This is a genomic window from Streptomyces sp. NPDC050287, assembly GCF_044459385.1.
Taxonomy (GTDB): domain Bacteria; phylum Actinomycetota; class Actinomycetes; order Streptomycetales; family Streptomycetaceae; genus Streptomyces.
Genome location: NZ_JBITIY010000001.1, coordinates 699,137 through 722,148, shown reverse-complemented (window position 1 = coordinate 722,148; position 23,012 = coordinate 699,137). Strand labels below are relative to the sequence as shown.

The window sequence follows — 23,012 nt, the reverse complement described above, 5'->3', positions numbered from 1 at the left end:
CTGGTGGCGGCGGCGCACGACGAGGTCATCGCTGCGTGCAACTCCCGCCGCCCTCGCCGGACATCGGTGTACTTATTGAACTCCACCGCCCGGTGCTGGTGGTGGAGTTCGCCGATCACTGTGCCACCGGCGATGTCGAAGGCGGCGAACAGGCTGGTGATGCCGTGCCGCACGTAGTCGTGGGTGCGGCGTCAGGCAGGCCGGGCATCATCGGCAGCACCGGCCGGTCGCGATCGAGCTCCTGGATCTGGAACTTCTCGTGCACGCACAGCGGGACCGCGTGCTCGGGAGGGTTGTGGTAGAGCCCGACGACATCGTGCCGGGTGCGAGCGAAGCGCCGTTTCCGGCCTGTCGGAGCGAGCGGCCTCTCCGTCGTCGGTGAGCGCCGTGTGCCGATCGCCCCGGGCGGCCCCCTCCGACCGCTGGCCGGACATCATGATGACGGCGGCAGCCAGCGCGCCGCCTCCTCCCGGCTCACCTTGGCGGCGTCCACGTACCACTTCCGGCGGTCGGGATCCCACCGTGCGCCGAGCCGCTTCTTCGCCTCGTTCTTGTCCGCGTAGGGGACTTCCAGATAGAGGCGCTCTCCGTCGGCACGGCCCGCTCCGCCCGTCTTGCCCGCGCCTGTCGTCCGGGGGTTCCACGCGGCCTTCTCCTTGCGGGCACGCTCGATGACCCGCCCCACCCGATCGCACGCCACCGGGTCCGTGAGTCGCATCATCAGGTCGGTGGGCCCCTTGTTGGCCAGCAGATTGAGTGAGCCGTGCCACAGCACACGTTCGTCCAGGATCAGCACCTTCTCGTGCATCCGCTCGCGGAACTCGACCCGGCAGCCCACGGAACGCAGTTCGTCGACCAGTTCCTGGACACGTGCAGCCGCCGCATCGGTTGTCTGCTCCTGCGGGTCCCGGGTCCTGACCGTCACCTGAACGCCGTCCACCACCCGCTTCGCAATATGGGCCGACCATGTGCGGACCGGCTGGCGGTCGAGGAACGGCGAGTACAACTCGATCGTACGGGTGGCCCTCGCGATGTCCCACTGAACGGCCGCGGGCACCTCGTCCGCGGGGAAGAACGCGGGCCGGGCGAGCTCCTCGTCGGACAGGGCCGACAACTGGGCGGCGTCACGGACCGGGATGAGCTGGTCCACGGACATGCACTGCGCGTTCGCCTCCAGGTGATCGAGCATGCGCAGCGCCTCGCTGCCGACGGGCAGATGCTCACGCAGATGCTCGACGTCCGCAAGGACGACGAGGTGGTCCTGCGCTCGGCTCAGTGCGACGTTGAGGAGCCGGCAGGTGTGCGAGGACAGGCCGCTGCCGTTGAAGAAGTATCCTGGCGACCTGCCGGATCCGGCAGTGGTGTCGAGGATGACGATCGGCCGCTGGCTCCCCTGGAACCGGTGGACGGTGTCCACGAGACCCTCGTACGACGCCCCGAAACGGTACGCCAGGCTGTTCTTGAGGGCCTGTACCTGCGCGCGGTACGGAGCGATCACCGCCAGCCGGTCCGTGGCCTGCTCCCCGGCGGGTACGTCCTCCGCTTTGCGGCCGGGCAGGACGCCCTCGTACTGCAGGCCGCGCACGAGTTCGTGGACGGCCGCCTCGTGCACCGTATTGGTGAGGTGGTCGCGCCCCGCGATCCGCTGTTTCGAAGTGTCGATGAGGATCACTGGCGCGTCGACCAGCGGGTTGAACGGAATGCGAGAGCCGTCTGCCCGCCCTGTGGACAAGGGTGCGTCCGGATAGGCGACGGTGTTGACCACATCGCAGATCGGACCGCGCATCCGGTACTGGGTGTTCAGCGCCACGAGCCGATTGTCCGGCCGGACGGATCCGGACTCCCTGACCAGGCCCGCCGCGTGGAAGACGTCCCGCGCGCTCCACTTCAGGGCGTGGTCGCGTTCCTCCGGCGTCGCCTTGCGGTCGCCGCTGCCCTTGGTCACTGCCGGAAGCTGGCGGAAGTCGCCTGCCACGACGACCCGCTTCCCGGCGAGACCTGCCGCGTACCAGGCGGAGGGAAGATCGACCATCCCCGCCTCGTCGATGACGACCACGTCGACCCGGTCGAGCAGCTTGTGCGACTGGACAGCCTTGGCGACGGTCGCACCGAGGACCCGACACTTCGAACGGACCGTGTCCTTGATCGCCCGCCGCTGCTCTTCCAGAGTATTGATCTCCTGTTGCAGTCTGGCGGCCTGCGACACCAGTGATGCACGGCTCGGCAGCCCGGACACCTTTGCCTCCTCGGCCGACAGGACGGACCGCAGTCGGGTCACTTCCGCCATGGCATGCCGCCCGGCACGTTCGGCAGCGGCGAGGTTCGACGCGATCGACTCCAGGCGGGTACGGGCTCCGGTGACGGCCACCCGTGCGTCGTCCAGCTGCTTCTGCTTCCGGTCGGCGAACATGCCGCGTGGAGCGCCGATCTTCTCGATCAGGGCGGTCTGTTCGGCGATCTCCCTGCGGGCGCCGGCCTGGGCCGAGTTCGCCGCCTCGCGGCTCTGCGTGGACTGTGTGTACCCCTGCTGGGCCGTCGCGAGATCGGCACGGACGACGCCCAGCCTGTCGTGCGCGGCGATGCCCGTCTGCGCGGTGCGCAGGTCGGCGACGCGTTCGGTGAGTGCGGCGTCCAGCGTCGCGGAGAGCCGCGCGGCGATCCGGTCGGGATCCACCTGCTCGCCGTACCTGTCCCGCAGCGACGGGACCGTGATGTCTCCGGCGCGCTGCACGAGCCCGTCGGGGAAGCTGGTCTCCACGGAGAGAAGGTCACAGACGCGTTCCAGGGCCTGGTCGACGGCGACCTTGGTGGGCGCCAGGAAGAGAACCGTGAGGTCCTGCCGGTAGTTTCCCTCGATGATGTGTCCGACGACATCGGTCTTGCCGGTGCCGGGCGGCCCCCAAAGGAATGTGACCTCGCTGGCGAGCGCCTGGGAGACCGCCTGACGTTGTCCGGAATTGAGCTGCAAGGACGCCCAGTCGGCCACCCACCGTGCCGTCGAGCGGTCGCTGCCGAGCCGCGGGTTGCCCCGGCCGACCATCCATCCGGCGCTCTCCACACGCACAGGGTGTCCCGGCTGTCCCACCGCTTCCAGGCGTTCGGCGAGCGTGCGCCATCCGGCTGCGTCGTCCTCGCGGATCTGTACGTTCGCGGGCGAGTCGCCCAGGTCCATGGCGGTGGTCAGGCGCACACCGCCGTCCGGAAGTCGCTTGGCCTCGGCCGGCGCCCAGTCACCGGTGGAGCGGGACGGCCGGACCAGCACGGGCTTGCCGTCAAGGCCGTCCTGCCACTTGCGGCACTGGAACAGGTACTCGTGCCGCGCCTCGAGGTGCGAGGTACGGCGACCCTTCGACAGGGGCACCTTCTGCTCGTCCTTGCCGTCGCTGCGCAGCTCGGCGGCGACCTCCAGCCGGACCGCTGCCAGCAACTCATCCACCGGATACGGACGGGTCGACTCCTGCGCCATCTCCACCCCCGAGGTGATCGGCTCACCGTCATGACATGTGCCGGACCGAGGCACATGCGGAACAGCGAGCTTATGTACGCCGAGGTGGGGCGAACGTGTTTCCGGTCAGTGCTGCTCGGCAGGGAGAACAGCCTCCTCACTACCGCGTTGGTGGCGAGCTCCGCGGCGATCTGTTGCGCATGGTCGGTGACGCCTGGTAACGACGGTGCGGAGCTGCTCGTAGGTGAGGAGCCGGGCGAGGCGGGCGCACAGTCGCACGGACGACAACTGCTGGGTGAACGTTCGTACCGTCGGGAAGCTGAGCGCTGCTGTGTCCATGGGGCACGGTGATGGGCGCGGGGCGAGTTCCAGGAGCCCGCCGCCTAGGGTCTGTTGCGAAAGTGGATCTCGGCCGTGGGCGATCGCGTACAGAATCGTCGGATGGATGACTACGAGGATCCGCTGTCGTTGAGGGCGCCGCGCTTGCGGCCCGGGGATCGGGTGCGGATCGTCTCTCCTGCCTGTCCGCCGAGTCGGGAAGAAGTCGCCCGGGGCGTCGAACTGCTCACCTCCTGGGGCCTTCAGGTCGAGCTGGGCGAACACGTCTTCGACCGGTGGGGTTACATGGCCGGCCGCGACGAGGACCGCGTCTTCGACTTGAACGCGGCGTTCCGCGATCCGGGCGTCCGCGCCGTGATCGCCGCCCTGGGTGGCAAAGGCACCTACCGCATCGTCGAAGACCTCGACACTGACGCCCTCATACGTGACCCAAAACCGGTCGTCGGCTTCAGCGACATCACCCACATTCACCTCGCCCTGTGGTCACGATGCCGCCTGGCCACACTCCACGGCCCCTTCGCCAAGCGCAACGACACATACACCGGGCCCGCCTCTGCCGAGTCCCTGCGCCGCGCGCTGATGACCACCGACCCCGTCACCCTCCACCGCGGCCCGTCCGAGGCCACTGCGGACGTCACCGTGGAGGGCACAGCGACGGGCTTCCTGATGGGCGGCAACCTCAGCGCGATCCGCACGGAGATCGGAGCTGGCCTGCCCAGCCTGCGGGGGGCGATCCTCTTCCTCGAACACCAGAGAGGAACCGGGCTGGGCGAGGTCGACCGCGCGCTGACCCAGCTCACCCGCTCCCGGGCACTCGACGGTGTGCGTGGCGTCGCCCTCGGCCAGTTCCTCGGCTTCGAACGCGATGCCGACGATCCCACGCTGGGCGGATGGGGCATCCGCGACGTCCTGCGTGACCGACTGGCCGCACTCGGCGTTCCAGTCCTGGGCGGGCTCCCCGCCGGGCACGGCAACAACCCCCCGACGATCCCCCTTGGTACCCAGGCGACGATCGACACAGCCACGGGAACGCTGACCGTCCTGCCGGCCGTCGTCTAGGGGCTGCGGTTGTGAAGGTGCTGGTCACAGCCACTCGTTGAGGACTGCGACCAGCACGGTCGCCTCGTAGCGGACGGCGAGCTTGTCGTATCTCGTGGCCACGGCCCGGTGGCGCTTGAGCCGGTTGATCCCGCATTCGACCGCGTGCCGCTGTTTGTAGTCGGTCTTGTCGAACGTCGGTGGCCGGCCGCCTCGGGATCCGAGTTTCTGGCGGTTGCGGACGCGGTCCGCGGGGACCGGGATGGTTGCCTTGATACCGTTGTCTTCGCAGGTAGACCCGGTTATTGCGGGAGTCGTACGCTTTGTCGGCCCGCACCCGGTCCGGGCGCCTGCGGGGCCGGCCCCGACCGAGCCGGGGCACCCGGATCGCTTCCAGGACCGGTTCGAACTGTGGCGAGTCACCCCGCTGACCGGCTGTGATCACAATGGACAGCGGCTTCTGCCCCTGCTCGACGGCAAGATGGATCTTGGTGGTCAGCCTGCCCCGGGAGCGGCCAAGGCCATGGTCGGTCGGCTCGACGGCGATGCCGCCGGGCGGCTCCTTCTGCAGGTCCCCCTTTTCGCCGCCCCGGCGGCATGCTGGTGGGCCCGGCAGACGGTGGAGTCGACGCTCACCTCCCAGGTGATCAGACCCTTCGCGTCGGCCTCGGCCTGGAGTTGGGTGACGATCCGGGCCCAGGTGCCATCGCGCTGCCAGCGGCGGAAGAGGTCATAGACCCGGTCCCAGGGGCCGTATCGATCTGGCACATCCCGCCAGGGAGCTCCGGTCCGGGTCCGCCACCGTATGCCGTCTATGAGCTGCCGCCGTGTCCATACCGGCGGACGGCCAGGCTTGATGCCCTGCGGCAATAGCGGCTCCAGCCGGGCCCACTGGCCATTCGTCAGATCACGACGTCCCATAGGGCGTGATCATCCAGGACCAAGATCCACTTTCGCAACACACCCTAGGCGGCGTCACCGTATGGGTGGGTTCCGTGGGTGGTACGGCGCCGTGCTGGCCACGCTGCGCGCCTTCGATTCTTGTGCCGCGTACGTCCAGGCGTTCGGGTGCCCCGTGCGGTCGCCCGGGCGAGACAGGAACCTGGGCGGCCGCTGTGACCGTCGCGGATCAGGAGCCCCGAGCGTCGGAACCCGGCTGCTGCGGGGTAGGCGGGGAGTAGGAGTTCACCTTCGGCCTCTTCTTCGCGCTGCGGGTGCGTACGCGTACGGCCCGGTCGCGGGGCGTCTCGTCGCTCGTTTCGAAGCCCAGCATGACGCTGTACCCCTCGTGCGCTCGCTGCAGCCCGAAGTCCCTCAGTTGCTCGACGTTGGTGCCTACGGTCCCGACCAGTCCGAGCTTCACCAGATCCGCGAACTCGGAGCCGACGAGGTAGCGGTTCGCCCGCTCGTAGCTGAAGATGCGCCCGCCCCTCGGCCCGAGCGTGCAGTCGTCCTCTAGGAGAACGCGGGCGTAGGAGAGTGGGATGTACATGCCGCGGGCCAGTTCGGTGCTGGAACCCGTCCCGTTCCGCCAGTGTGCGAACTTCAGGAAGCACGCGTCCTGGGAGAGGCGCCACTCGTGGGAGCGCGCGGGTTGTGAACTGAGCTGTGAAACCTGCTCCAGGCGGTCCATCTGGTCCAGGAGCTGCTTGTTCACCCGGTATTCCTTGTTCCGGGATTCCAAGCGCTTGTACTGGACGAGGACGAAGCTGTGTGTGGGGTGGTGGTAGTAGATCATGTCCGTGCCCAGTCGGCTCTCGACCCGGGTGGCATTGACGTTGACGACCTCGAGACGGCGTCCTGCGGAGTCCTCCAGCACGTGGATGTCGCATCGCACGTCACCGCGCCGTCGCCAGTCGTCGAAAAGGGGAGTCTCGCCGTCCAGCCCCACCCGTACGTCATGGTCGATCAGGCTGTTCTCCACCGGGTCCGGAATGAGCCCCGCGAGGTATGGCTCATCCCTCGAGGCAGGGCGCCCCCAGGCCGACAGAGCGGAGTGCGGGAAGTCGGTCACCCGGGTAAGGGACTGAGCCGCGTCCCGCTGCTCCTGCCACGCACGGTCCGCCGCGTCCTCGACGTCGAAGACGACCGGGTCGAGATGGGCGAGAAACCAATCGATGTACCGGGCCAACTCGGGGTGACGTCGCAGGAGTGCTTCCCGCAGAGCCTGCCAGGTCGTCGTGCCGCAATGGCCTGCGCTTGCGGAGAGTGCCCGCTCGACGTGAGCTCTGTGCGCTGAGGGCAGGGAGGCGAGGATCCCGTCGGGACCGTCCAGGGGCACCGGCTTCGGGCATCTACGCATGGGCTCGATGGTGATGCTTCTGTCGACCGGCCCAACGGTGTTGAAGCGTTGGACCGACCCCATCCAGCTGATGAAGCGGCCGTGTTCGGCGAACTCCGCGCGGCCGTTCGCGGAACGCGCCCGGTTGTCGCAGACCAGGAACACTAACCGGGTACCGGTGTCGGACGTGTCGAGCCCTGTGGGTAATGCTTTCGTGAAGCGCTCCGAGATGAGCCAATCGTCTTCGTTCTCGGCCATTTGATCCGGGGTGAGGGTCACTATGTATGTCACGAGCAGACACTATCGACGCCGCCGACACCGTATGCGTACGGATCGACCCGGCCCGTACGCTGAGTTTGTTGAAGGGCACGTTCGATGGTTGGTGCGAATGTGGAACGGTCACGCTGGACGCGGTTGATCGTGGGGACATGGCGCGTAGGCACGCGTCTGAAGTGGCCCTCATGACGGCCGATCACGCCGGAGCTCTCCAACAGCGCCAACTTCCGTTTGCAGTACAGCGAGGAGATCGCCGAGCTGGCACCGGACGCTATCCGCTCACCAAGGGAAAGTGCCAATACAGGGTGAACCTCCAGGTTCATGACGAAAGCACCCTGAAGCATGCGCTCGCCTTGTCCGGATTGGCTTACGGCGCCACCTGACGGGCGTTTTGTTCTTATCTGTCATGGAGTGAAAGGGTCCTGCAGTCTCTGTATGTGTAACGCGGAACGGGCCGACCCTTCCCGCGGGTCGTATGTCCCGTAATCCCGTTTCTTCACCACCCCTTCTCAAGCCACAGGCGGCCACTAGGATCAGCATCGAGGGGCTGACCACGGGGAACGGCGGCCGCTGAAAGGCGCGAGGAGCGGGGAACAAGCATGCGGGAAGGCCGGTGGGTCACGGTCACCGAGTCCGAGTTCGATCACGAACGCCGCGGCCTGGAGGCGATCCGGGAGAAGCTCCCGGACTCCGAACCCTGGCGTGCCTGGTCGAACTTCACCTTCACCGCGAACACCGGCCACGTCCGCGAGGTGGACCTGCTGGTCGTTGCCCCCGGCGGCGCCTGCATGATCGAGCTGAAGGACTGGCACGGCTCGGTCACGTCCGAGAACGGCACCTGGGTGCAGACCACCCCTGGTGGCCGCCGCCGTACGCACGGCAATCCGCTGCACCTGGTCAACCGCAAGGCCAAGGAACTGGCCGGCCTGCTCGCGCTGCCCGGGGGCAAGCGGGTCTGGGTCGCCGAGGCTGTCTGCTTCACGGACAACAGCCTTCGTGTACGTCTGCCCGCCCACGACCAGAACGGCGTCTACACCGTCCACCAGCTGGTCGAGATGCTGGAGCAGCCCCCGCGTGACGAGCGCCGCCGTATCACCGCGATCGGTTCCCGCGAGATCGCGGCGGCACTCAAGAACATCGGTATCCGCAAGAGCGATGCGCAGTACAAAGTCGGCCCGTACGAGCTGGAGCGGAAGTCCTTCGACTCCGGGCCCACCTGGGCGGACTACCTCGCCCGCCACAGCGACCTCCCCGAGGCCGCCCGTGTCCGCATCTACCTCAGCGAGCGCGGCTCCGACGCCTCCCTGCGCCAGTCCGTCGAGAACGCCGCCCGGCGCGAGGCCGCGGTGCTGGGCCGTTTCAAGCACCCGGGCGTGGTCGAACTCAAGCAGTACTTCCCCTCCGGGCACGCCGCCGGCCCCGCGCTGATCTTCGACTACCATCCGGACACCCTGAAGCTGGACGAGTACCTGGTCCAGTACGGCGAGAAGCTGGACATCCTCGGCCGGATGGCGCTGGTCCGCCAGCTTGCCGAGACCATGCGCTCCGCGCACTCCAGCCGCATCCACCACCGGGCACTCGCCGCCCGCTCCGTGCTCGTCGTCCCCCGGCCGCGCGGCGGGAAGGGCCGGGCGGTGGGGGAGGAGGCCGCGTGGCTCACCCCGCACCTCCAGATCTCCGACTGGCAGATCGCCACCCAGCGCAGCGGCGACTCCTCCCAGGGTCAGGGCATGACCCGCTTCGCGCCGACCGCCCTGTCCGCGATGCACCTGGCCGACGACGCCGACGCCTACCTCGCTCCCGAACTCACCGCCCTCAACCCGGACCCGGTCCACCTCGACGTGTACGGGCTCGGCGTCCTCACCTACCTGCTGGTCACCGGCAAGGCACCGGCCGCCAGCCAGGCCGAGCTGCTGGCCCGCCTGGAGGCGGGGGAGGGCCTGCGCCCCAGCTCCCTGGTGGACGGCCTGTCGGAGGACGTGGACGACCTGGTGCAGGCCGCCACCGCCTACCGTCCGGGCCAACGGCTCTCCAGCGTGGACGAGTTCCTGGAGCTGCTGGAGATCGTCGAGGACTCCCTGACCGCCCCGGCCCAGGCGGCCACCGGTACGGAGGGGCCGGGCGACGAGGACGACGGGACCGTCGCCGACAAGGACCCGCTGGAGGCCGTCGCCGGCGACGTGTTCGCCGGCCGATGGGAGATCCGCCGACGCCTCGGCACCGGCTCCACCAGCCGCGCCTTCCTCGTCCGCGACCTTCAGGCCGAAGCCCGCAGGACCCGCCCGCTGGCCGTGCTGAAGGTCGCCCTCTCCGACAGCCGCAGCGAGATCCTCGCCCGTGAGGCCGAGGCCATGGGACGCCTGCGCCCTCACTCCGGCATCATCCGCCTCGTCGAACCCGAGCCGCTGCACATCGGCGGCCGTACCGTCCTGGCTCTGGAGTACGTCGGCGACGAGCGCGACGACAACGGGCAGGGCACCGAGGGCGGCGTACGCCCGCGCCGCCGTGAGGAGACCGTCGCCCGCCAGCTCCGCGAGAACGGCCGCCTCCAGGTCGACCAGCTGGAGGCGTACGGCGACTACCTCTTCGGAGCCGTCGACTTCCTGGAGGGCGAGGGCGTCTGGCACCGCGACATCAAGCCCGACAACATCGCCGTCCGCATCCGCCCCAACCGCACCCGCGAACTCGTCCTCATCGACTTCTCCCTCGCCGGTTACCCGGCCAAGAGCACCAACGCGGGCACCGACGGCTACCTCGATCCCTTCGTCGACGTCATCACCCGCGGCTCGTACGACTCGCACGCAGAGCGGTACGCCGTCGCTGTCACCCTGCACCAGATGGCCTCCGGCGAGCTGCCCAAGTGGGGCGACGGCAGTGTCCTGCCCCGCATGACCGACGCGAAGGAGTGGCCGTACCCGACCATCGCGGCCGAGGCCTTCGACCCGGCCGTACGGGACGGTCTCGTCGCCTTCTTCCAGAAGGCACTGCATCGCGACGCCGGCCAGCGGTTCCCCGAGCTCAAGCCGATGCGGGACGCATGGCGCAAGGTCTTCCTCGACGCCTCGCAGACCGTCCCGTCCAGCCACCGTTCCCGCCACCCGGCCGCCGCAACCACGGGGGAGCTGACACCCGCCGAGGGCGCCGCCGCGGCGGCGATCGCGGACGCAGAGCCGGAAACCGCCGAGCAGCAGCGCGACCGCCTCGCCGCCGAGGTCACCCGCGACACCCCGCTCACCGTCTCCGGCCTCACGCCCGCCGCCCAGTCCTTCCTCTACGGCCTCGGCATCACGACGGTCGGCGAACTGCTCGACTACAGCCGCCGCAAGCTCGTCAACGCCCCCGGCCTTGGCGCCAAGACCCGCAACGAGGTCCAGCAGCGGCAGCGCGAATGGGGCGAGCGGCTGCGCGAGATCCCCGTCTCGCCACTCACCCCGAAGGGCCGCGCGGAGGCGAAGGAGGAGCTGGAGCAGCTGACGGCCGCCGAGTCGGCCGTTGTCGGCCAGCTCGCGACAGGCGACTCGGCGGGCGTGCTGTCCCCCCGCACCCTGCGCTCCGTCAGCCTCGACACCCTGGCCACCGTCTTCGTGCCCGCCGTCAACAACAACGGCTCCAACCGCAACAAGGCGGAGATGGTACGGCTGTTGCTGCGCCTGCCCGACGAGCACGGCGTGCTGCCCGACATCGGGGTCTGGCCGAAGCAGAAGGACGTCGCCGACGCGCTCGCCCTGAGCCACGGCCGCATCCCGCAGATGCTCAAGGACGAGCGTAAGCGCTGGAAGGCGGAGCCCGCCGTCCAGGCACTGCGCGAGGAGATCATCGACCTGCTGGTGAGCATGGGCCGGGTCGCTTCGGCGGTGGAGATAGCGGACGCCCTGGCGGTCCGGCGCGGCACGCATCTAGCGGGGCGTGAACAGCGGCGGGCGATGGCGCTGGCGGCCGTACGGGCCGTGGTCGAGGTCGAGCAACTGCTTCCGCAGGAAGCCGAGTTCCTGCACCAGCCGAACCGCAAGGCGACGGACGAGTCCCTGGGCGCCGGCCTGCTCGCCCTCGACGTACGGGAGAACGACGGCCCCGACACCCCGACCGCCCCCGGCCTGCTGGAGTACGCGACCCGTCTCGGCAAGACGGCCGACCGGCTCGCCAGGCTGGACACCCTGCCGACGGCGGCGACCGTCCTGGCCGAGCTGGGCGCGCTGACGGTGCCGCCGGGCACGGTGGACTGGGACGAGCGGCGCATGGTGGAGCTGGCGGCTGCGGCATCCGTGAACGCCGCAGCCACGCCACGCCTGGAGATCTACCCGCGCGACCTGCCGCTCGTCAGGGCGTTGCGCCTCACGCAGGCCGGGCTCGTCCGCTGGATCCCGGGGATGCCGGAGGGGCAGCAGCCGGGCCTGACCGGCGAGGCCGTGCACGAGCGGGTCCGGGCTCGCTTCCCGGAGATGGTCGTTCCTGACGGGCGTGGCGGCACGACCCATGAACTGCCGACGGGCGGCCCGCTCACCAAGGCGTTGCGCGACGCCGGCTTCGAACTGTCGCTCAGCATGCACGAACGCGAGGGCGTGCTGCGCTACCTGCCGACGCGGGTGGACGACGCGTCGAGCTACCTGACGACGGGCGCGTGGCGGCAGTCGACGCGTACGGGAGCGGTGACGCGGTACGCCGACGACCCGCAGCTAGCGGGCGCGGTGCGCGCGGAGGAACGGCTGCTCGCGTCGGCCCGCCGGGACGGGTACCGGGTGCTGACCGTACGGCAGCAGTTGGTGCGGGACGCGGTTCGGGAGCTGGGGGCCGGGCGGCTGGGCACGGATGCGGTGTCGGTGACGGAGCTGTTCCTGGAGGCCCTGCACGCGCAGGTCACCCCGGGCACAAAGCCCACCTGGGAGACCCTGCTCAAGGCGGACGCCGCCGAGCCGGGTTCGAAGGGGGCCGTGCGGTTCGCGGAGTACGTGCGGACGGCGTGGGGCGTGGTGGAGCCCCGGATCGCGGAGCTTCTGGGCAACGGTGGTGGCGGCGGGGCCAGCCCTGTTGGCCCTGTTGGCCCTGTCGGTCCTGTTCTGCTGACGGAGGCCGGGGTGTTCGCGCGCTACGACGCGATGGGCGTCCTGGACCGGCTGGCGTCGGCGGCCCGGCGGGGCGGGCGGGGGCTGTGGCTCCTGGTCCCGCAGAGCGACCCCTCGCGCGAGCCCCGGCTCGGGCAGGTGGCCGTGCCGTACCAGGCCGGCCTGGGGGAGTGGATTCAGCTTCCGGACACGTGGGTGGGCAACGCCCATCGCGGGTCCGGCGAGATTGTGGCTAGTGCCAGTGGTGTCGAGGGAGACGCGAAGTGATCGACCGCAAGGCTCTGTTGAACGACCTGAAGCAGCAGGTCAAGGCGGTCGAGGCCGACCTTGGGCGCCAGGTGAAGGCGCTGGATGATGTCGGTGCGCGCCTGAGGGCCGAGTACGACCAGGCGCGCAAGCTCGGGCGTACGGCGGCGACGTGGACCTCGTGGCTGGACGAGCGGGTCACGCAGGTCGCGGTGGCGTGGGTGCTGGGGACTGTCTTCGTGCGGTTCTGCGAGGACAACCGGCTGATTCCGGAGCCGTACCTGACGGGGCCGGACGGGGACCGGCGGGAGCTGGCGGAGTCGCGGTACGACGCGTATGTGGAGTCGGATGAGAACCCGACGTATCGCGGGTGGCTGGAGAAGGCGTTCGAGGAGCTGGGGCAGGGGCAGGCGGGACGGCTGCTTTTCGACAAGCGGCACAATCCGCTGTATCAGGTTCCGCTTTCGCATGACGGTGCGCGGGAGCTGGTCGAGTTCTGGCGGGGAAGGGATGAGGGTGGTGTCCTCGTCCATGACTTCACCGACCCGCTGAACGAGGACGGTACAGAGGGGTGGGACACGCGGTTCCTGGGCGACCTGTACCAGGACCTGAGCGAGCTTGCACGGAAGACGTATGCGCTGCTCCAGACGCCGGAGTTTGTGGAGGAGTTCATCCTCGACCGGACCATGAATCCGGCGGTGCGGGAGTTCGGGTACGAGGAACTGAAGATGATCGACCCTACGTGTGGGTCGGGGCACTTTGTGTTGGGGGCGTTTCGACGGTTGGTGCGGCTGTGGGGGGAGGGGCAGCCGGGGCGGGATGTGCATGAGCGGGTGCGGGCTGCGCTGGACTCGGTGCACGGGGTGGACATCAATCCGTTCGCGGTAGCTATTGCTCGGTTCCGGTTGCTGGTTGCAGCCATGGCGGCGAGCGGTGTGCGGGCAATGGCAGAAGCTGCGAAGTACGAGTGGCCGATCCACTTGGCGGTGGGAGACTCGCTCATCAAAGCTCGACAGTTGGAGCTGACTCTGGGTGGGGGCGATGATGACCTCGACGATCCGCTGGCTTCCTTTGCCTACGTTACCGAGGACGTGCATGAACATCCGGCGATTCTTCAGCAGGGTCGCTATCACTTGGTGGTGGGAAATCCGCCGTATATCACAGTTAAGGACAAGAAACTCAACGAGCTGTATCGGGGCTTGTACGACGCATGCGCTGGTACGTATGCGCTCTCGGTTCCTTTTGCTCAGCGATTCTTTGAGCTAGCCAAGCGCGGTGACGCTGAGGGTCGCGGCTATGGAATGGTTGGCCAGATCACAGCGAATTCCTTTATGAAGCGGGAGTTTGGCGCAAAGCTGATCGAGAGTTATTTCCATGATCGAGTCGAACTGACGGAAGTGATTGACACGTCCGGTGCTTACATTCCCGGGCACGGGACGCCGACCGTCATCCTTGTGGGTAGGTCCCGTGGGGGAAGTGGGCGTTCAGCGAAGATTCGTACAGTGCGAAGCGTTCAAGGCGAGCCTGCTGCCCCTCAGAATGGCGAAGATGGCTTGGTGTGGAACGCTATTGTGGGCCAGATCGACAATCCGGGATCAATTACTTCTTGGGTGTCGGTGGATGACCTGGATCGGCAGCAGTATTTCGGCAGGTATCCCTGGGTTCTGGCCGATGGTGGTCTCGAAGTGACTGCCCTACTGGAACAAGCTAGCGTGCGCACAATGAAGGCGGTTATTGAGCCCCCTATTGGTCGTGCGGTCAGGGTTGGTGCCGATGATGCATATCTGCGCCCGCTGCGTCCAAATTATGTGGCGCGCGCTGATCGGAATGGATTGCTCCCGTTCATGACCGGGCACGTCGTTAGGGATTGGGTTGCTTCTCCCGCTGAAGGAATCTGGTTTCCGTATGTCCCGGCCTTTGATGTGGCCAGTCTGACCCAAGAGCTTTGGCCCATGCGGCGACTTCTGGAATTGCGCACCACTTTCCAAGGGGATATGGCTGCAGCCGGCCTCCACTGGTGGGACTATATGCAGTACACTTCTTCTGCATATAGGACGCCGCTCTCAATTACGTTTGCTTTTGTGGCGACGCATAATCACTTTGTCTTGGACAGGGGTGGTCATGTGTTTAATAAGCATGCGCCGGTTATCAAATTGCGGGAAGGGGCGAGTGAGGAGGAGCACCTGCGGTTGCTTGGGCTGCTCAACAGCTCTACGGCTGGGTTTTGGCTCCGGCAGGTCAGTCATGATAAAGGGCGGCCTGGTGCGGATGTAGCAGGAGCCGATGAACCGTGGGAGCATCGCTTCGAGTTCACGGGAACCAAGATGGAGGAATTCCCGATTCCTTCCACGTTTCCATTGAAACTCGGAACTGCACTGGACAGCCTTGCGCAGGAGCTAGCTATGACTAGTCCCTCCTCTATCGCCTCCAGAAGTGCGCCTACAGCGGCTGCGCTACGTGAGGGCCGCGAGAAGTGGGAGGCTATCCGCGGCCGAATGATTTCCGCTCAAGAAGAACTGGATTGGCAGGTCTACGCTCTATACGGTCTTCTTGAGCAGGAGATCATTGCGTCCGCTGAAGACATTCCTCTGATTTCTCCTGCCGAACGAGCCTTCGCTATCGTGCTGGCCCGAAAGAGGGAACGAGGTGAGGTCAGTACCTCGTGGTTTGGACATCACAACCACAAGTTTGAGCCCATCACTGAAATCCCCGCCCACTGGCCGGCCCACTATCGTGAGATCGTCCAGAAGCGGATCGACGCCATTGAGTCGAACCGTGCCATCGGCATGGTCGAACGCCCCGAGTACAAGCGCCGCTGGGCCACCGAAGGCTGGGACGCACTTCAGGAGAAGGCGCTCCGCTCCTGGCTGCTCGACCATATGGAGAACCGCGACCTCTGGTTCGACGAGGACGGTCAGCCCACCTTCCTCACTCTGGCTCGCCTCACCGACGCCCTCTCCCGTGACGAGGACTTCGTTTCCGTTGCCAAGCTCTACGAGCCCCGCAAGGAACTCCCCAAGGTCGTCTCCGAGCTGATCACCGACGAGCACGTGCCGTTCCTTGCCGCCCTGCGCTACAAGCCGTCCGGCCTTAAGAAGCGCGCCGATTGGGAAGAGGCGTGGGACCTCCAGCGCAAGGAGGACGCAGCCCTCGACGAGCAGGCCAAGCGGAAGATCCGGGACTCCATCCCCGTGCCACCGAAGTACACCTCGGCCGACTTCCTCCGCCCGTCCTACTGGAGGGCGCGGGGCAAGCTCGACGTGCCCAAGGAGCGGTTCATCTCCTACGGGCAGACCAACGCCGCTACCCCCGAGCTGTACGGGTGGGCCGGCTGGGACCACCGGGAGCAGGCGCAGGCCCTCGCCACGTACTTCACCAATACCGCGCTGTCCACTGAGGAGATCACGCCGTTCCTCGCCGGCCTGCTGGAACTCCAGCCGTGGCTGTACCACTGGCACAACGAGTTCGACATGTTCTACAGCGGTTCCCCAGCGGACTTCTTCGCCGGTTACCGCCAGCAGAAGCAGGGCGAGCACGGACTCACGGACGACGATCTCCGTAACTGGCAGCCTCCGGCCGCGACCCGAGGTCGTCGCGCCGCTGTGAAGAAGTAGCCGGAAACGACTCGGTGTTGCGCCCGTACGCCGATGCCGAGTCTGCCGGATGAGGGGCCACCTGGTGCATGCGCGGGTGGCCTCCGGTCGGTACGCGCAGCTCCGCCCATACCGTTTTGCCGGGGGCGGTCGGGCGAGGCGTAACGCCCCAGTCGTCCGCGAGGGCGGCGACGAGGTGCAGGCCGCGGCCGGACTCGGATGCGGAGTCGGGGGTCGGGGGAGTGGATGGGGGCTGTCGCTCGACCCGGGTGTCTGTCACCTCAATGCGGAAGGTGCCCTCGGCCAGCGTGAGTCGGAGATGGAAGTCCCGGCCGGGGACGTGCCCGTGACGTACGGCGTTGGCGGCGAGTTCGGCTGTGATGAGGGTGAGCGTTTCGTTGACCGGGGTCGTGTAGGGGTGGCCCCAGTCGTTCAGGCGGTGCGAGACGAGTCGGCGGGCGAGGCGGGCACCGCGTGGGGTTGAGGTGAAGCGCATGGTGAACTCGCGTTCGGGCGCGGGATGTTGTGGCATATGCCCGTTTGGGGGAGTTGCTGACTTCATGGGGTCAACAGTTGCGGACTCTGCGTAGCGTTGAACAGGAGCGATGCGCTGACGGGTGCGAGCTGTACACGTCGGCGGTGCGCTTGTACGTGGTGTCGGGCGTGACCGGTTTTCGGGCCGTGCGTTGTGCGGGCGGAGTCCGGTGGCTGTGGTGGTCGTACGGGAGGAGTCGCGGCGTGGACGACGAGGTTCAGCAGCCGGAGTACGAGTTCGGGACGGGCATTCTGTGCGTGTTCGGGCGGCAGTTGAAGCTGTTCCGGGAGCGGGCGGGGATGGACCGCGCGAGGCTCGGGTCGCTGACCGGGTACTCGGCCTCGACGATCGCGTCGTTCGAGCAGGCAAGACGTATTCCGCCGCCGAAGTTCATCGACCGAGCCGATGAAGTGCTGGAGTCCGGCGGGGTGTTGAGCGCGAGCAAGGAGGAGGTGGCTCGGGCTCAGTATCCGGCGTTCTTCCGGGATGCGGCACGGTTGGAGGCCAAGGCGGCTGCCCTGCACGTGTATGCGACCAAGGCCGTACCGGGACTCTTGCAGACGGAAGAGTACGCGCGAGCGGTGTTCTCCATGTGGCGTCCGCTGCTGGACGAGGAGACCATCAATCAGCGAGTTGCGGCTCGCCTGGCACGCCAGGAGATCTTTTCCCGGCCCCTTTTGCCCACCATCAGCTTTGTCATCGAGGAGTTCGTTCTGCGGCGCCCGCTCGGTGGACGGGCCGTGATGCGGGGCCAGTTGGAGCAGATTCTGCTGCACGGGCATCGGCGCAACGTGGAAATCCAGGTGATGCCGATCGAGCGGGACGAGCATGCTGGGTTGGAAGGTCCCTTCACCTTGATCGAGACACACGAAGGGCAGAGGATCGCTTACGTGGAGGCGTACAAGGACAGCCGTCTCTACACCGAGCGGAGGCAGGTACGGGAGATCGAGGAGCAGTACGGCATCCTTCGGGCCCAGGCGCTCACTCCGCGCGAGTCGCTGGCCCTCATCGAGAAGTTGCTTGGAGAGAGATGAACGTCCAACAGCTCATAAAGCCGGTACCTGAGTCGGCCTGGTTCAAGAGCAGTTACAGCACGGGCTCGGGCGGCGAATGCGTCGAGGTCGCCACCCACCCCGGCCGGGTCCACGTCCGTGACTCGAAGGACACGTCCCGCGCCGCACTCGCCGTGGACTCCACGGCGTGGACTGCGTTCGTCGAGTTCGCTGCAGTCTGACAGGGCAGAGTCCTCGGCGGGCGAGTGCGTGCCGAGGACCCTGTCTGTGTGCGTCTGGCGTAGATCCTTCAGTGGCTCCGGTGCCTTGCCCATGAGAGTCGTCCCGGCGCGGGTCGTCCAAAGCTCTCAACGTCCGCACGGAGGGACTCGGTTCGCGGTGACGGTCGCCTTTTCGGGTGACGATCAGCACCCCGTCGGAACCAGCCGGCGTACACCGGAGGGCAAGAGCGGCAGGGCAACGTCGAGCGCCCAACTCAGCCGCACAGGACCTGCGTTGCGTCCGGCCCGCCTGCCAACCGCCACTCACATGCGGCGGCCCCAACTGACCGGACACAGCTTGGTCACTGGAAGGCGGAGCTACTGTAAGTTCCTGCTATGAATGAGGGCAAAGTGAGCGAGAACCCCGAGTCGCGCTTCTCCGCAGTGCTGGTGGGTGCAGCCAAGCTTCCGGGCGTGCGTATCCACAGGGAGGCGTACCTCCGGAGGACGCTGGCACGCTACTGCTCCGAGGACGAGATCCGCAGAGCGATCGAAGAAACTCCCGCAGCGGCGGGCATCTCTGTCGACGTTCTGGACCGAGCGGCCAACGACTCCATCCGCTACGAAACCGCCAAGGCCAGCGCTCTCTCCGCCGCTGCCGGGATACCTGGCTTCATCGCCCTCCCTGCCACCGTGCCCGCTGATATGGCCCAATACTTCGGCCACATGCTGCGTATCTCGCAGAAGCTCGCCTACCTCTACAGCTGGCCCGATCTGTTCTCCGACGGCGGCGATGACGTCGACGACGCGACCATGGGAGTGCTCACGCTGTTCTTCGGTGTGATGTTCGGCGCCCAGTCGGCGAACGCCGCTGTGGGCAAGGTCGCCGGGATGATGGCGGAGCAGGTCGCCAAGAAGCTGCCCCAGAAGGCACTCACCCAGGGGGTCATCTATCCCATAGTCAAAAAAGTCGCTGGCTACATCGGTGCTGAGATGACAAAGCAGACCTTCGCGAAGAGCGTGTCGAAGGCCATCCCTGTCGTCGGGGCCGCCGTTTCTGGCGGGCTTACTTTTGCGACCTACCGCCCCATGGCCAAGAGGCTGAAGAAGCATCTCTCCAGCCTGGAGCTGACGAAGCCGACGCACCGAGGTGTGAATGTGGAAGGCGAAGGCATTCACGAGTCTGCTGCCACAGAACACGCTGAGCAGCATGACCGCCTATGACGATGAGTCTGGCGACCCATTGGACAGCGCCCGCCCCGCCTTGGGCGCGTGAGCGTTGGAGGCCCGGCCGACTTGGTCAGCGGAGGTCGGAAGACTCCGCCCCGCTCCTGGCGGCCCTGGGCGGAGGAAGTGGCTCGATCTCCCGCTCGAAGAATTCGTGGAAACCCTCACCGCGCCCATAGAGCGCGTTGAACCCCAGGTTGGTCTCCCGGATCAATGACCGGTCGGTGTAGCGGTTGGCTCCATCCGCGTTTCCGTCGTCGTCGTAAACGACCTCATACATCACCACGTCGCCGAGGATCACCACTTCCGGAACCGGGCGCCTCTGCTCGATGTTCGAAATTTCTCGGGCATCGAGAATCTTGATGTCGTCGCCCAGGTCCACGCGTACACGCAGGACGAACAACTCCCATTGCACGTATGGGGTGATCGGGAATTCCACCACGCGGAGACGGCGGTGCGGGACTCCAAGGCGCCTCGCCCGACGAAGTTCCTGTGCGTAGTCCTCGCGGCCCTCGTCGGCCAAGGACAAGGCCCTGTTCCAGTCGCCCGCGGCGAAGGCCTCCCAGCTGGCGAAGCCGCGCTCCGCGAAGTGCTGTCCGCGCTCGAGCTTGTTCAGGAAGCCGATGCCGCTGGTGTAGATGCGGCCAAGGTCCGCGTGGTACGTGGGACGGTCCAGGCGTTCGGAGACGCCGCCGGGGAAGGAGTCAAACACTGGGGATGTCCGGCTTCGCCGCGATGAGCATGTTCCTGGGGATGACCACGAGGCGTTCGTCCGACCCGATCGAGACCCCGTCAGGGAGGTTCTTGGCGAGTGACCGGGTGAGGTCGCGGCCGATGACCGCGATGTCCCCATTGGCGAGTTCCCAGATGTCGGGGCAGTCAGGAGTTCCGGTTGTATTTCCGAGTTCCTGCGGGGTCTTTCCCAGACGCCGTTTGAAAGTCGTGTCCGGGTCTGCTTCCCAAGGCCTGACCATTTTCGTCGCCCCCTCGATCGGTCGGGAGGCTTCACTGTAGCCTGCAACGGGCCCGCCTGACCATGTGTTAGACCCAGCCCACGGGGGTAATGGCGAGGATTGATTCCTCCTTGTCTCATGCCGCTCGGGGCGGAATGATATTGATCGGAAAGAAAATCATGCCAACGCCCGGCAGGCACGTTTTTTCTCCCGTTCTGTCGGAAAATCGGATGAACGGAGGGGTGGCTGTGGACCCAGAAGTGACGTCGCTCGCACAGAGCGCGGGAACCACCTTGGTCACGTTGATGGCAGCAGACGCCTGGCAGCGCACGCGTGACGGGTTCACGCAGCTCTGGCGTCGGATGCAACCCGAACGGGCCGAGACCGTGGCCGCTGAGTTAGAGGCGGGCCGCGAGGATGTGCTGGCTGCCGCAGCGGCGCGAGACCAGGAGACTCTGGACGAACTGCGCCTGCAGTGGCAAGGGTTCGTACGGCGTCTGATCGTCGCCCGGCCCGCCGCCGCCGAAGAACTGCGCAGGCTGCTGGACGAACTCGATCCCGACGGCTCGGAGGCCCGGCAGGTCACCCAGCACGCCACCGCTTCCGGCCAGGGCCGGGTCTACCAAGCGGGACGAGACCAGCACATCGCAGAGCGATGACGGGTGGGATGGACGGTCACGCCGAGGACCGCGGACGGGTCTTCCAGGCATCCGGCGACCAGCACATCAACGAGCACCACCACTACGGCGGTGACGGCCCCGAGCCCAGCGGCCCGGACTCGGTGCGCCGCCCGGCAGTGGGACGGCCTCCCGTCGTACTGCGTGACCGCAGCGAGGTGATGGAACGCCTACGGGCGAGCGTCGCGGCGGGGCGCGGCGGCGAGGTCTACGTGCTGTACGGCATGGGCGGCTCGGGCAAGACGGCGGTCGCGTGCACCCTCTTCCAGGAGGTCGCCGGCGATCAGGGCCGGGCAGCTCTGTGGGTCAACGCCGCCGACCGTGCGAGCCTGCGCGGCGGCATGCTGGCTGTGGCCGCCGACCGGGGGGCGGGCGACGGCGAACTACTGGCGGCCCGCAATGGCCTCCGTCCCGCGGCCGATCTCGTCTGGCGGTATCTCGACCACTCCGCCGAGCCCTGGCTGCTGGTCCTCGACAACGCCGACGAGCCGGAGATCCTGCGGGACGGCAGCTGGCTGCGCACCAGCCCACGCGGCATCGTCGTGGTGACCACACGCCGAGCGGCGGCCCGCTGGTGGCCGGGGGCCGAACTCCAGCACATCGGCGTACTGCCCCGGGAGGACGCCGCACTCGTGCTGCGCGACCTCGCCCCGCACAGCGGTACGACGGAGCAGGCGGCGCGGATCGCGGACCGGCTCGGGCGGCTGCCGCTCGCTCTCACCCTGGCCGGAGGCTTCCTCTCCCACCAGGTGCTCGATCCCTGGACGATGGATGCCTACGGACATCATCTCGACGGAGACGAACGGGTTCAATTGATCGACCGCGGAGCCGACGCGCTGTCCGAAGCGGACCCGCGGCATCTGGTCGGCCTGACCTGGCAGCTGACCCTCGACACGTTCGAGGCGCGCGGGCTGCCCGAAGCGGCGGCCCTGCTCAGACTGCTGTCCCGGTTCGCCGCCGAACCCCTGCCGCTTGCCCTGCTCAACCACGAGGACATCGGCGGTGTCCTTCCCCGGGCCCGTACCGAGACGGCTCTGAGGGCCCTGCTCGACCAGTCGCTGTCCGAGCTGGTCGACGTCGTCGGCATGCGGTGCGTGCAGAGTCACGGCGTCCTGCTCGACAGCGTCTGCGCGGCGACCCCCGCCGAACTGGTGCCCGGTCTCGACACGGTGGCTCTCCGACTGCTCGACGCTGCCGTACCCGGCGTACCAGACGCCGGGCCGCACGAGCCGCGACTGCGCCTGCTGGTACCTCATGCGCTGGCCCTGCTGCGGCGCGTCGCCGAGCCGTCGGCCGCTGCCGACGCCCTGGCCGTGGCGACGCGGCTGTCCGTCGCTCTGCACCGGACCGGTGACTACCTCTCGGCCTGGGAAACCTCCCGAACCGCCGCGGACCTCGCGCAGCGACTGCTCGGCGCGGACGACCGCATGGTCCTGGCCGCCCGTTCCAGGGCCGGGCGGGCGCTGTTCCGGCTGGGCAGGTTCGCGGAGGCCGAGTCGTTGCTCCGCGGTGTCCGTACAACTCAGGAGAGCCTGTTCGGGGCCGACGACACCGACACCCTGGACACTTCTTACGGCCTCCAGCTCGTGCTGGCGAACCTCGGGAGACGTGAAGAGTCGGTCGCGTTGCTCCGCGACACCGTCGCCGGTCGGTGCTCGGCGCTGGGCCCCGCCCATCCGCTGACCCTGCGCGCCCGTGCCAGCCTGCTGGAGATGCTGCCCGCAACCGAGGTGGACACCGAGGAAGACGGTGCACTGCTCTCGTTGCCTTCGGAATGCGACCGGCTCCTCGGCCCCGATCACACGGTGACACTGGGCGCCGGACACAACCACGCGTGGGCGCTGTACCTCCTGGGCCGGTTCGACGAGGCCGACAGCGAGATCCGGCTGGTCACCGAAGCGTATGTGCGGCGCTTCGGGCCGGAGTACCCGATCGTGCTCGCAGCCCGGCAGCTGTTCTCCCGGACCCGGGCCGCGCTCGGTCATGTGGATGAGGCGATCCAGCTGATGACCGACGTCGTCGCACGGCGCGAACGCGGCTTGGGCCCCGAGCACCCTTTCACGGTGGCGGGCCGGCGGCTCCTGGACACATACCGGTCGGGACGATGACGTGACGGCGTGTGTCAACGC

Annotated in this window: 14 protein-coding genes and 2 pseudogenes; 8 read left to right on the top strand and 8 right to left on the bottom strand. The window is 67.5% G+C overall.

Annotated elements, in window-relative coordinates; genetic code table 11:
• Positions 1-77 precede the first annotated feature (77 nt).
• A pseudogene (locus ACIBK3_RS03205) lies at positions 78-316 on the bottom strand (IS630 family transposase); the annotation flags it as partial.
• Positions 317-433: 117 nt separating this feature from the next.
• A complete protein-coding gene (locus ACIBK3_RS03200) occupies positions 434-3,466 on the bottom strand; it encodes an AAA domain-containing protein (protein ID WP_399361314.1) in 3,033 nt (1,010 codons plus the stop codon).
• Between the two features lie 420 nt (positions 3,467-3,886).
• Between ACIBK3_RS03200 and ACIBK3_RS03195 the strand changes: the two genes are divergently transcribed.
• On the top strand, positions 3,887-4,843 hold the full coding sequence (locus tag ACIBK3_RS03195) for an LD-carboxypeptidase (RefSeq protein WP_399361312.1): 957 nt from the start codon (positions 3,887-3,889) through the stop codon (positions 4,841-4,843).
• Between the two features lie 24 nt (positions 4,844-4,867).
• On the opposite strand, the pseudogene ACIBK3_RS03190 reads toward ACIBK3_RS03195, so the two are convergent.
• From ACIBK3_RS03190 to ACIBK3_RS03180, 3 genes and pseudogenes are all read right to left on the bottom strand, one after another.
• Positions 4,868-5,743 (bottom strand): annotated as a pseudogene (locus ACIBK3_RS03190) (IS5 family transposase).
• A 208-nt stretch (positions 5,744-5,951) separates the two neighbouring features.
• Positions 5,952-7,361, bottom strand: coding sequence for a hypothetical protein (locus ACIBK3_RS03185; protein WP_399361310.1), 1,410 nt, complete (start codon positions 7,359-7,361; stop codon positions 5,952-5,954).
• Between the two features lie 29 nt (positions 7,362-7,390).
• Entirely contained in the window at positions 7,391-7,702 is a 312-nt protein-coding gene (locus tag ACIBK3_RS03180) for a hypothetical protein (protein WP_399361308.1), read from the bottom strand.
• 276 nt (positions 7,703-7,978) lie between these two features.
• Here ACIBK3_RS03180 and pglW point away from each other — a divergent pair, with 276 nt between their 5' ends.
• Both pglW and pglX read left to right on the top strand, forming a co-directional pair.
• Positions 7,979-12,706: a BREX system serine/threonine kinase PglW gene (pglW, locus tag ACIBK3_RS03175; protein WP_399361306.1), complete on the top strand. Its 4,728-nt coding sequence runs from the start codon at positions 7,979-7,981 to the stop codon at positions 12,704-12,706.
• The gene (gene pglX / locus ACIBK3_RS03170) at positions 12,703-16,299 is read left to right on the top strand and encodes a BREX-2 system adenine-specific DNA-methyltransferase PglX (protein WP_399361304.1); all 3,597 of its coding nucleotides are present in this window, start codon (positions 12,703-12,705) and stop codon (positions 16,297-16,299) included. The genes pglW and pglX overlap by 4 nt, the downstream gene beginning before the upstream one ends.
• Here pglX and ACIBK3_RS03165 read toward each other — a convergent pair.
• Positions 16,226-16,810, bottom strand: coding sequence for an ATP-binding protein (locus tag ACIBK3_RS03165; protein ID WP_399361301.1), 585 nt, complete (start codon positions 16,808-16,810; stop codon positions 16,226-16,228). The genes pglX and ACIBK3_RS03165 overlap by 74 nt on opposite strands.
• Before the next feature lie 206 nt (positions 16,811-17,016).
• On the opposite strand from ACIBK3_RS03165, the gene ACIBK3_RS03160 reads away from it, so the two are divergent.
• The 3 genes from ACIBK3_RS03160 to ACIBK3_RS03150 all read left to right on the top strand — a co-directional run bounded on the left by ACIBK3_RS03160 (position 17,017) and on the right by ACIBK3_RS03150 (position 19,250).
• Entirely contained in the window at positions 17,017-17,847 is an 831-nt protein-coding gene (locus tag ACIBK3_RS03160) for a helix-turn-helix domain-containing protein (protein ID WP_399361299.1), read from the top strand.
• The gene (locus ACIBK3_RS03155) at positions 17,844-18,047 is read left to right on the top strand and encodes a DUF397 domain-containing protein (RefSeq protein WP_399361297.1); all 204 of its coding nucleotides are present in this window, start codon (positions 17,844-17,846) and stop codon (positions 18,045-18,047) included. The genes ACIBK3_RS03160 and ACIBK3_RS03155 overlap by 4 nt, the downstream gene beginning before the upstream one ends.
• Positions 18,048-18,422: 375 nt before the next feature.
• Entirely contained in the window at positions 18,423-19,250 is an 828-nt protein-coding gene (locus ACIBK3_RS03150; protein WP_399361295.1) for a hypothetical protein, read from the top strand.
• A 76-nt stretch (positions 19,251-19,326) separates the two neighbouring features.
• On the opposite strand, the gene ACIBK3_RS03145 is transcribed toward ACIBK3_RS03150, so the two are convergent.
• The gene (locus ACIBK3_RS03145; protein ID WP_399361293.1) at positions 19,327-19,965 is read right to left on the bottom strand and encodes a DUF6879 family protein; all 639 of its coding nucleotides are present in this window, start codon (positions 19,963-19,965) and stop codon (positions 19,327-19,329) included.
• Entirely contained in the window at positions 19,958-20,227 is a 270-nt protein-coding gene (locus tag ACIBK3_RS03140) for a hypothetical protein (protein WP_399361291.1), read from the bottom strand. The genes ACIBK3_RS03145 and ACIBK3_RS03140 overlap by 8 nt, the downstream gene beginning before the upstream one ends.
• A gap of 227 nt (positions 20,228-20,454) precedes the next feature.
• On the opposite strand from ACIBK3_RS03140, the gene ACIBK3_RS03135 reads away from it, so the two are divergent.
• Both ACIBK3_RS03135 and ACIBK3_RS03130 read left to right on the top strand, forming a co-directional pair.
• On the top strand, positions 20,455-20,865 hold the full coding sequence (locus tag ACIBK3_RS03135) for a hypothetical protein (protein ID WP_399361289.1): 411 nt from the start codon (positions 20,455-20,457) through the stop codon (positions 20,863-20,865).
• Complete coding sequence (locus tag ACIBK3_RS03130; RefSeq protein WP_399361287.1) at positions 20,862-22,991, top strand: tetratricopeptide repeat protein; 2,130 nt, start codon at positions 20,862-20,864, stop codon at positions 22,989-22,991. The genes ACIBK3_RS03135 and ACIBK3_RS03130 overlap by 4 nt, the downstream gene beginning before the upstream one ends.
• The last annotated feature ends 21 nt before the right edge of the window (positions 22,992-23,012 follow it).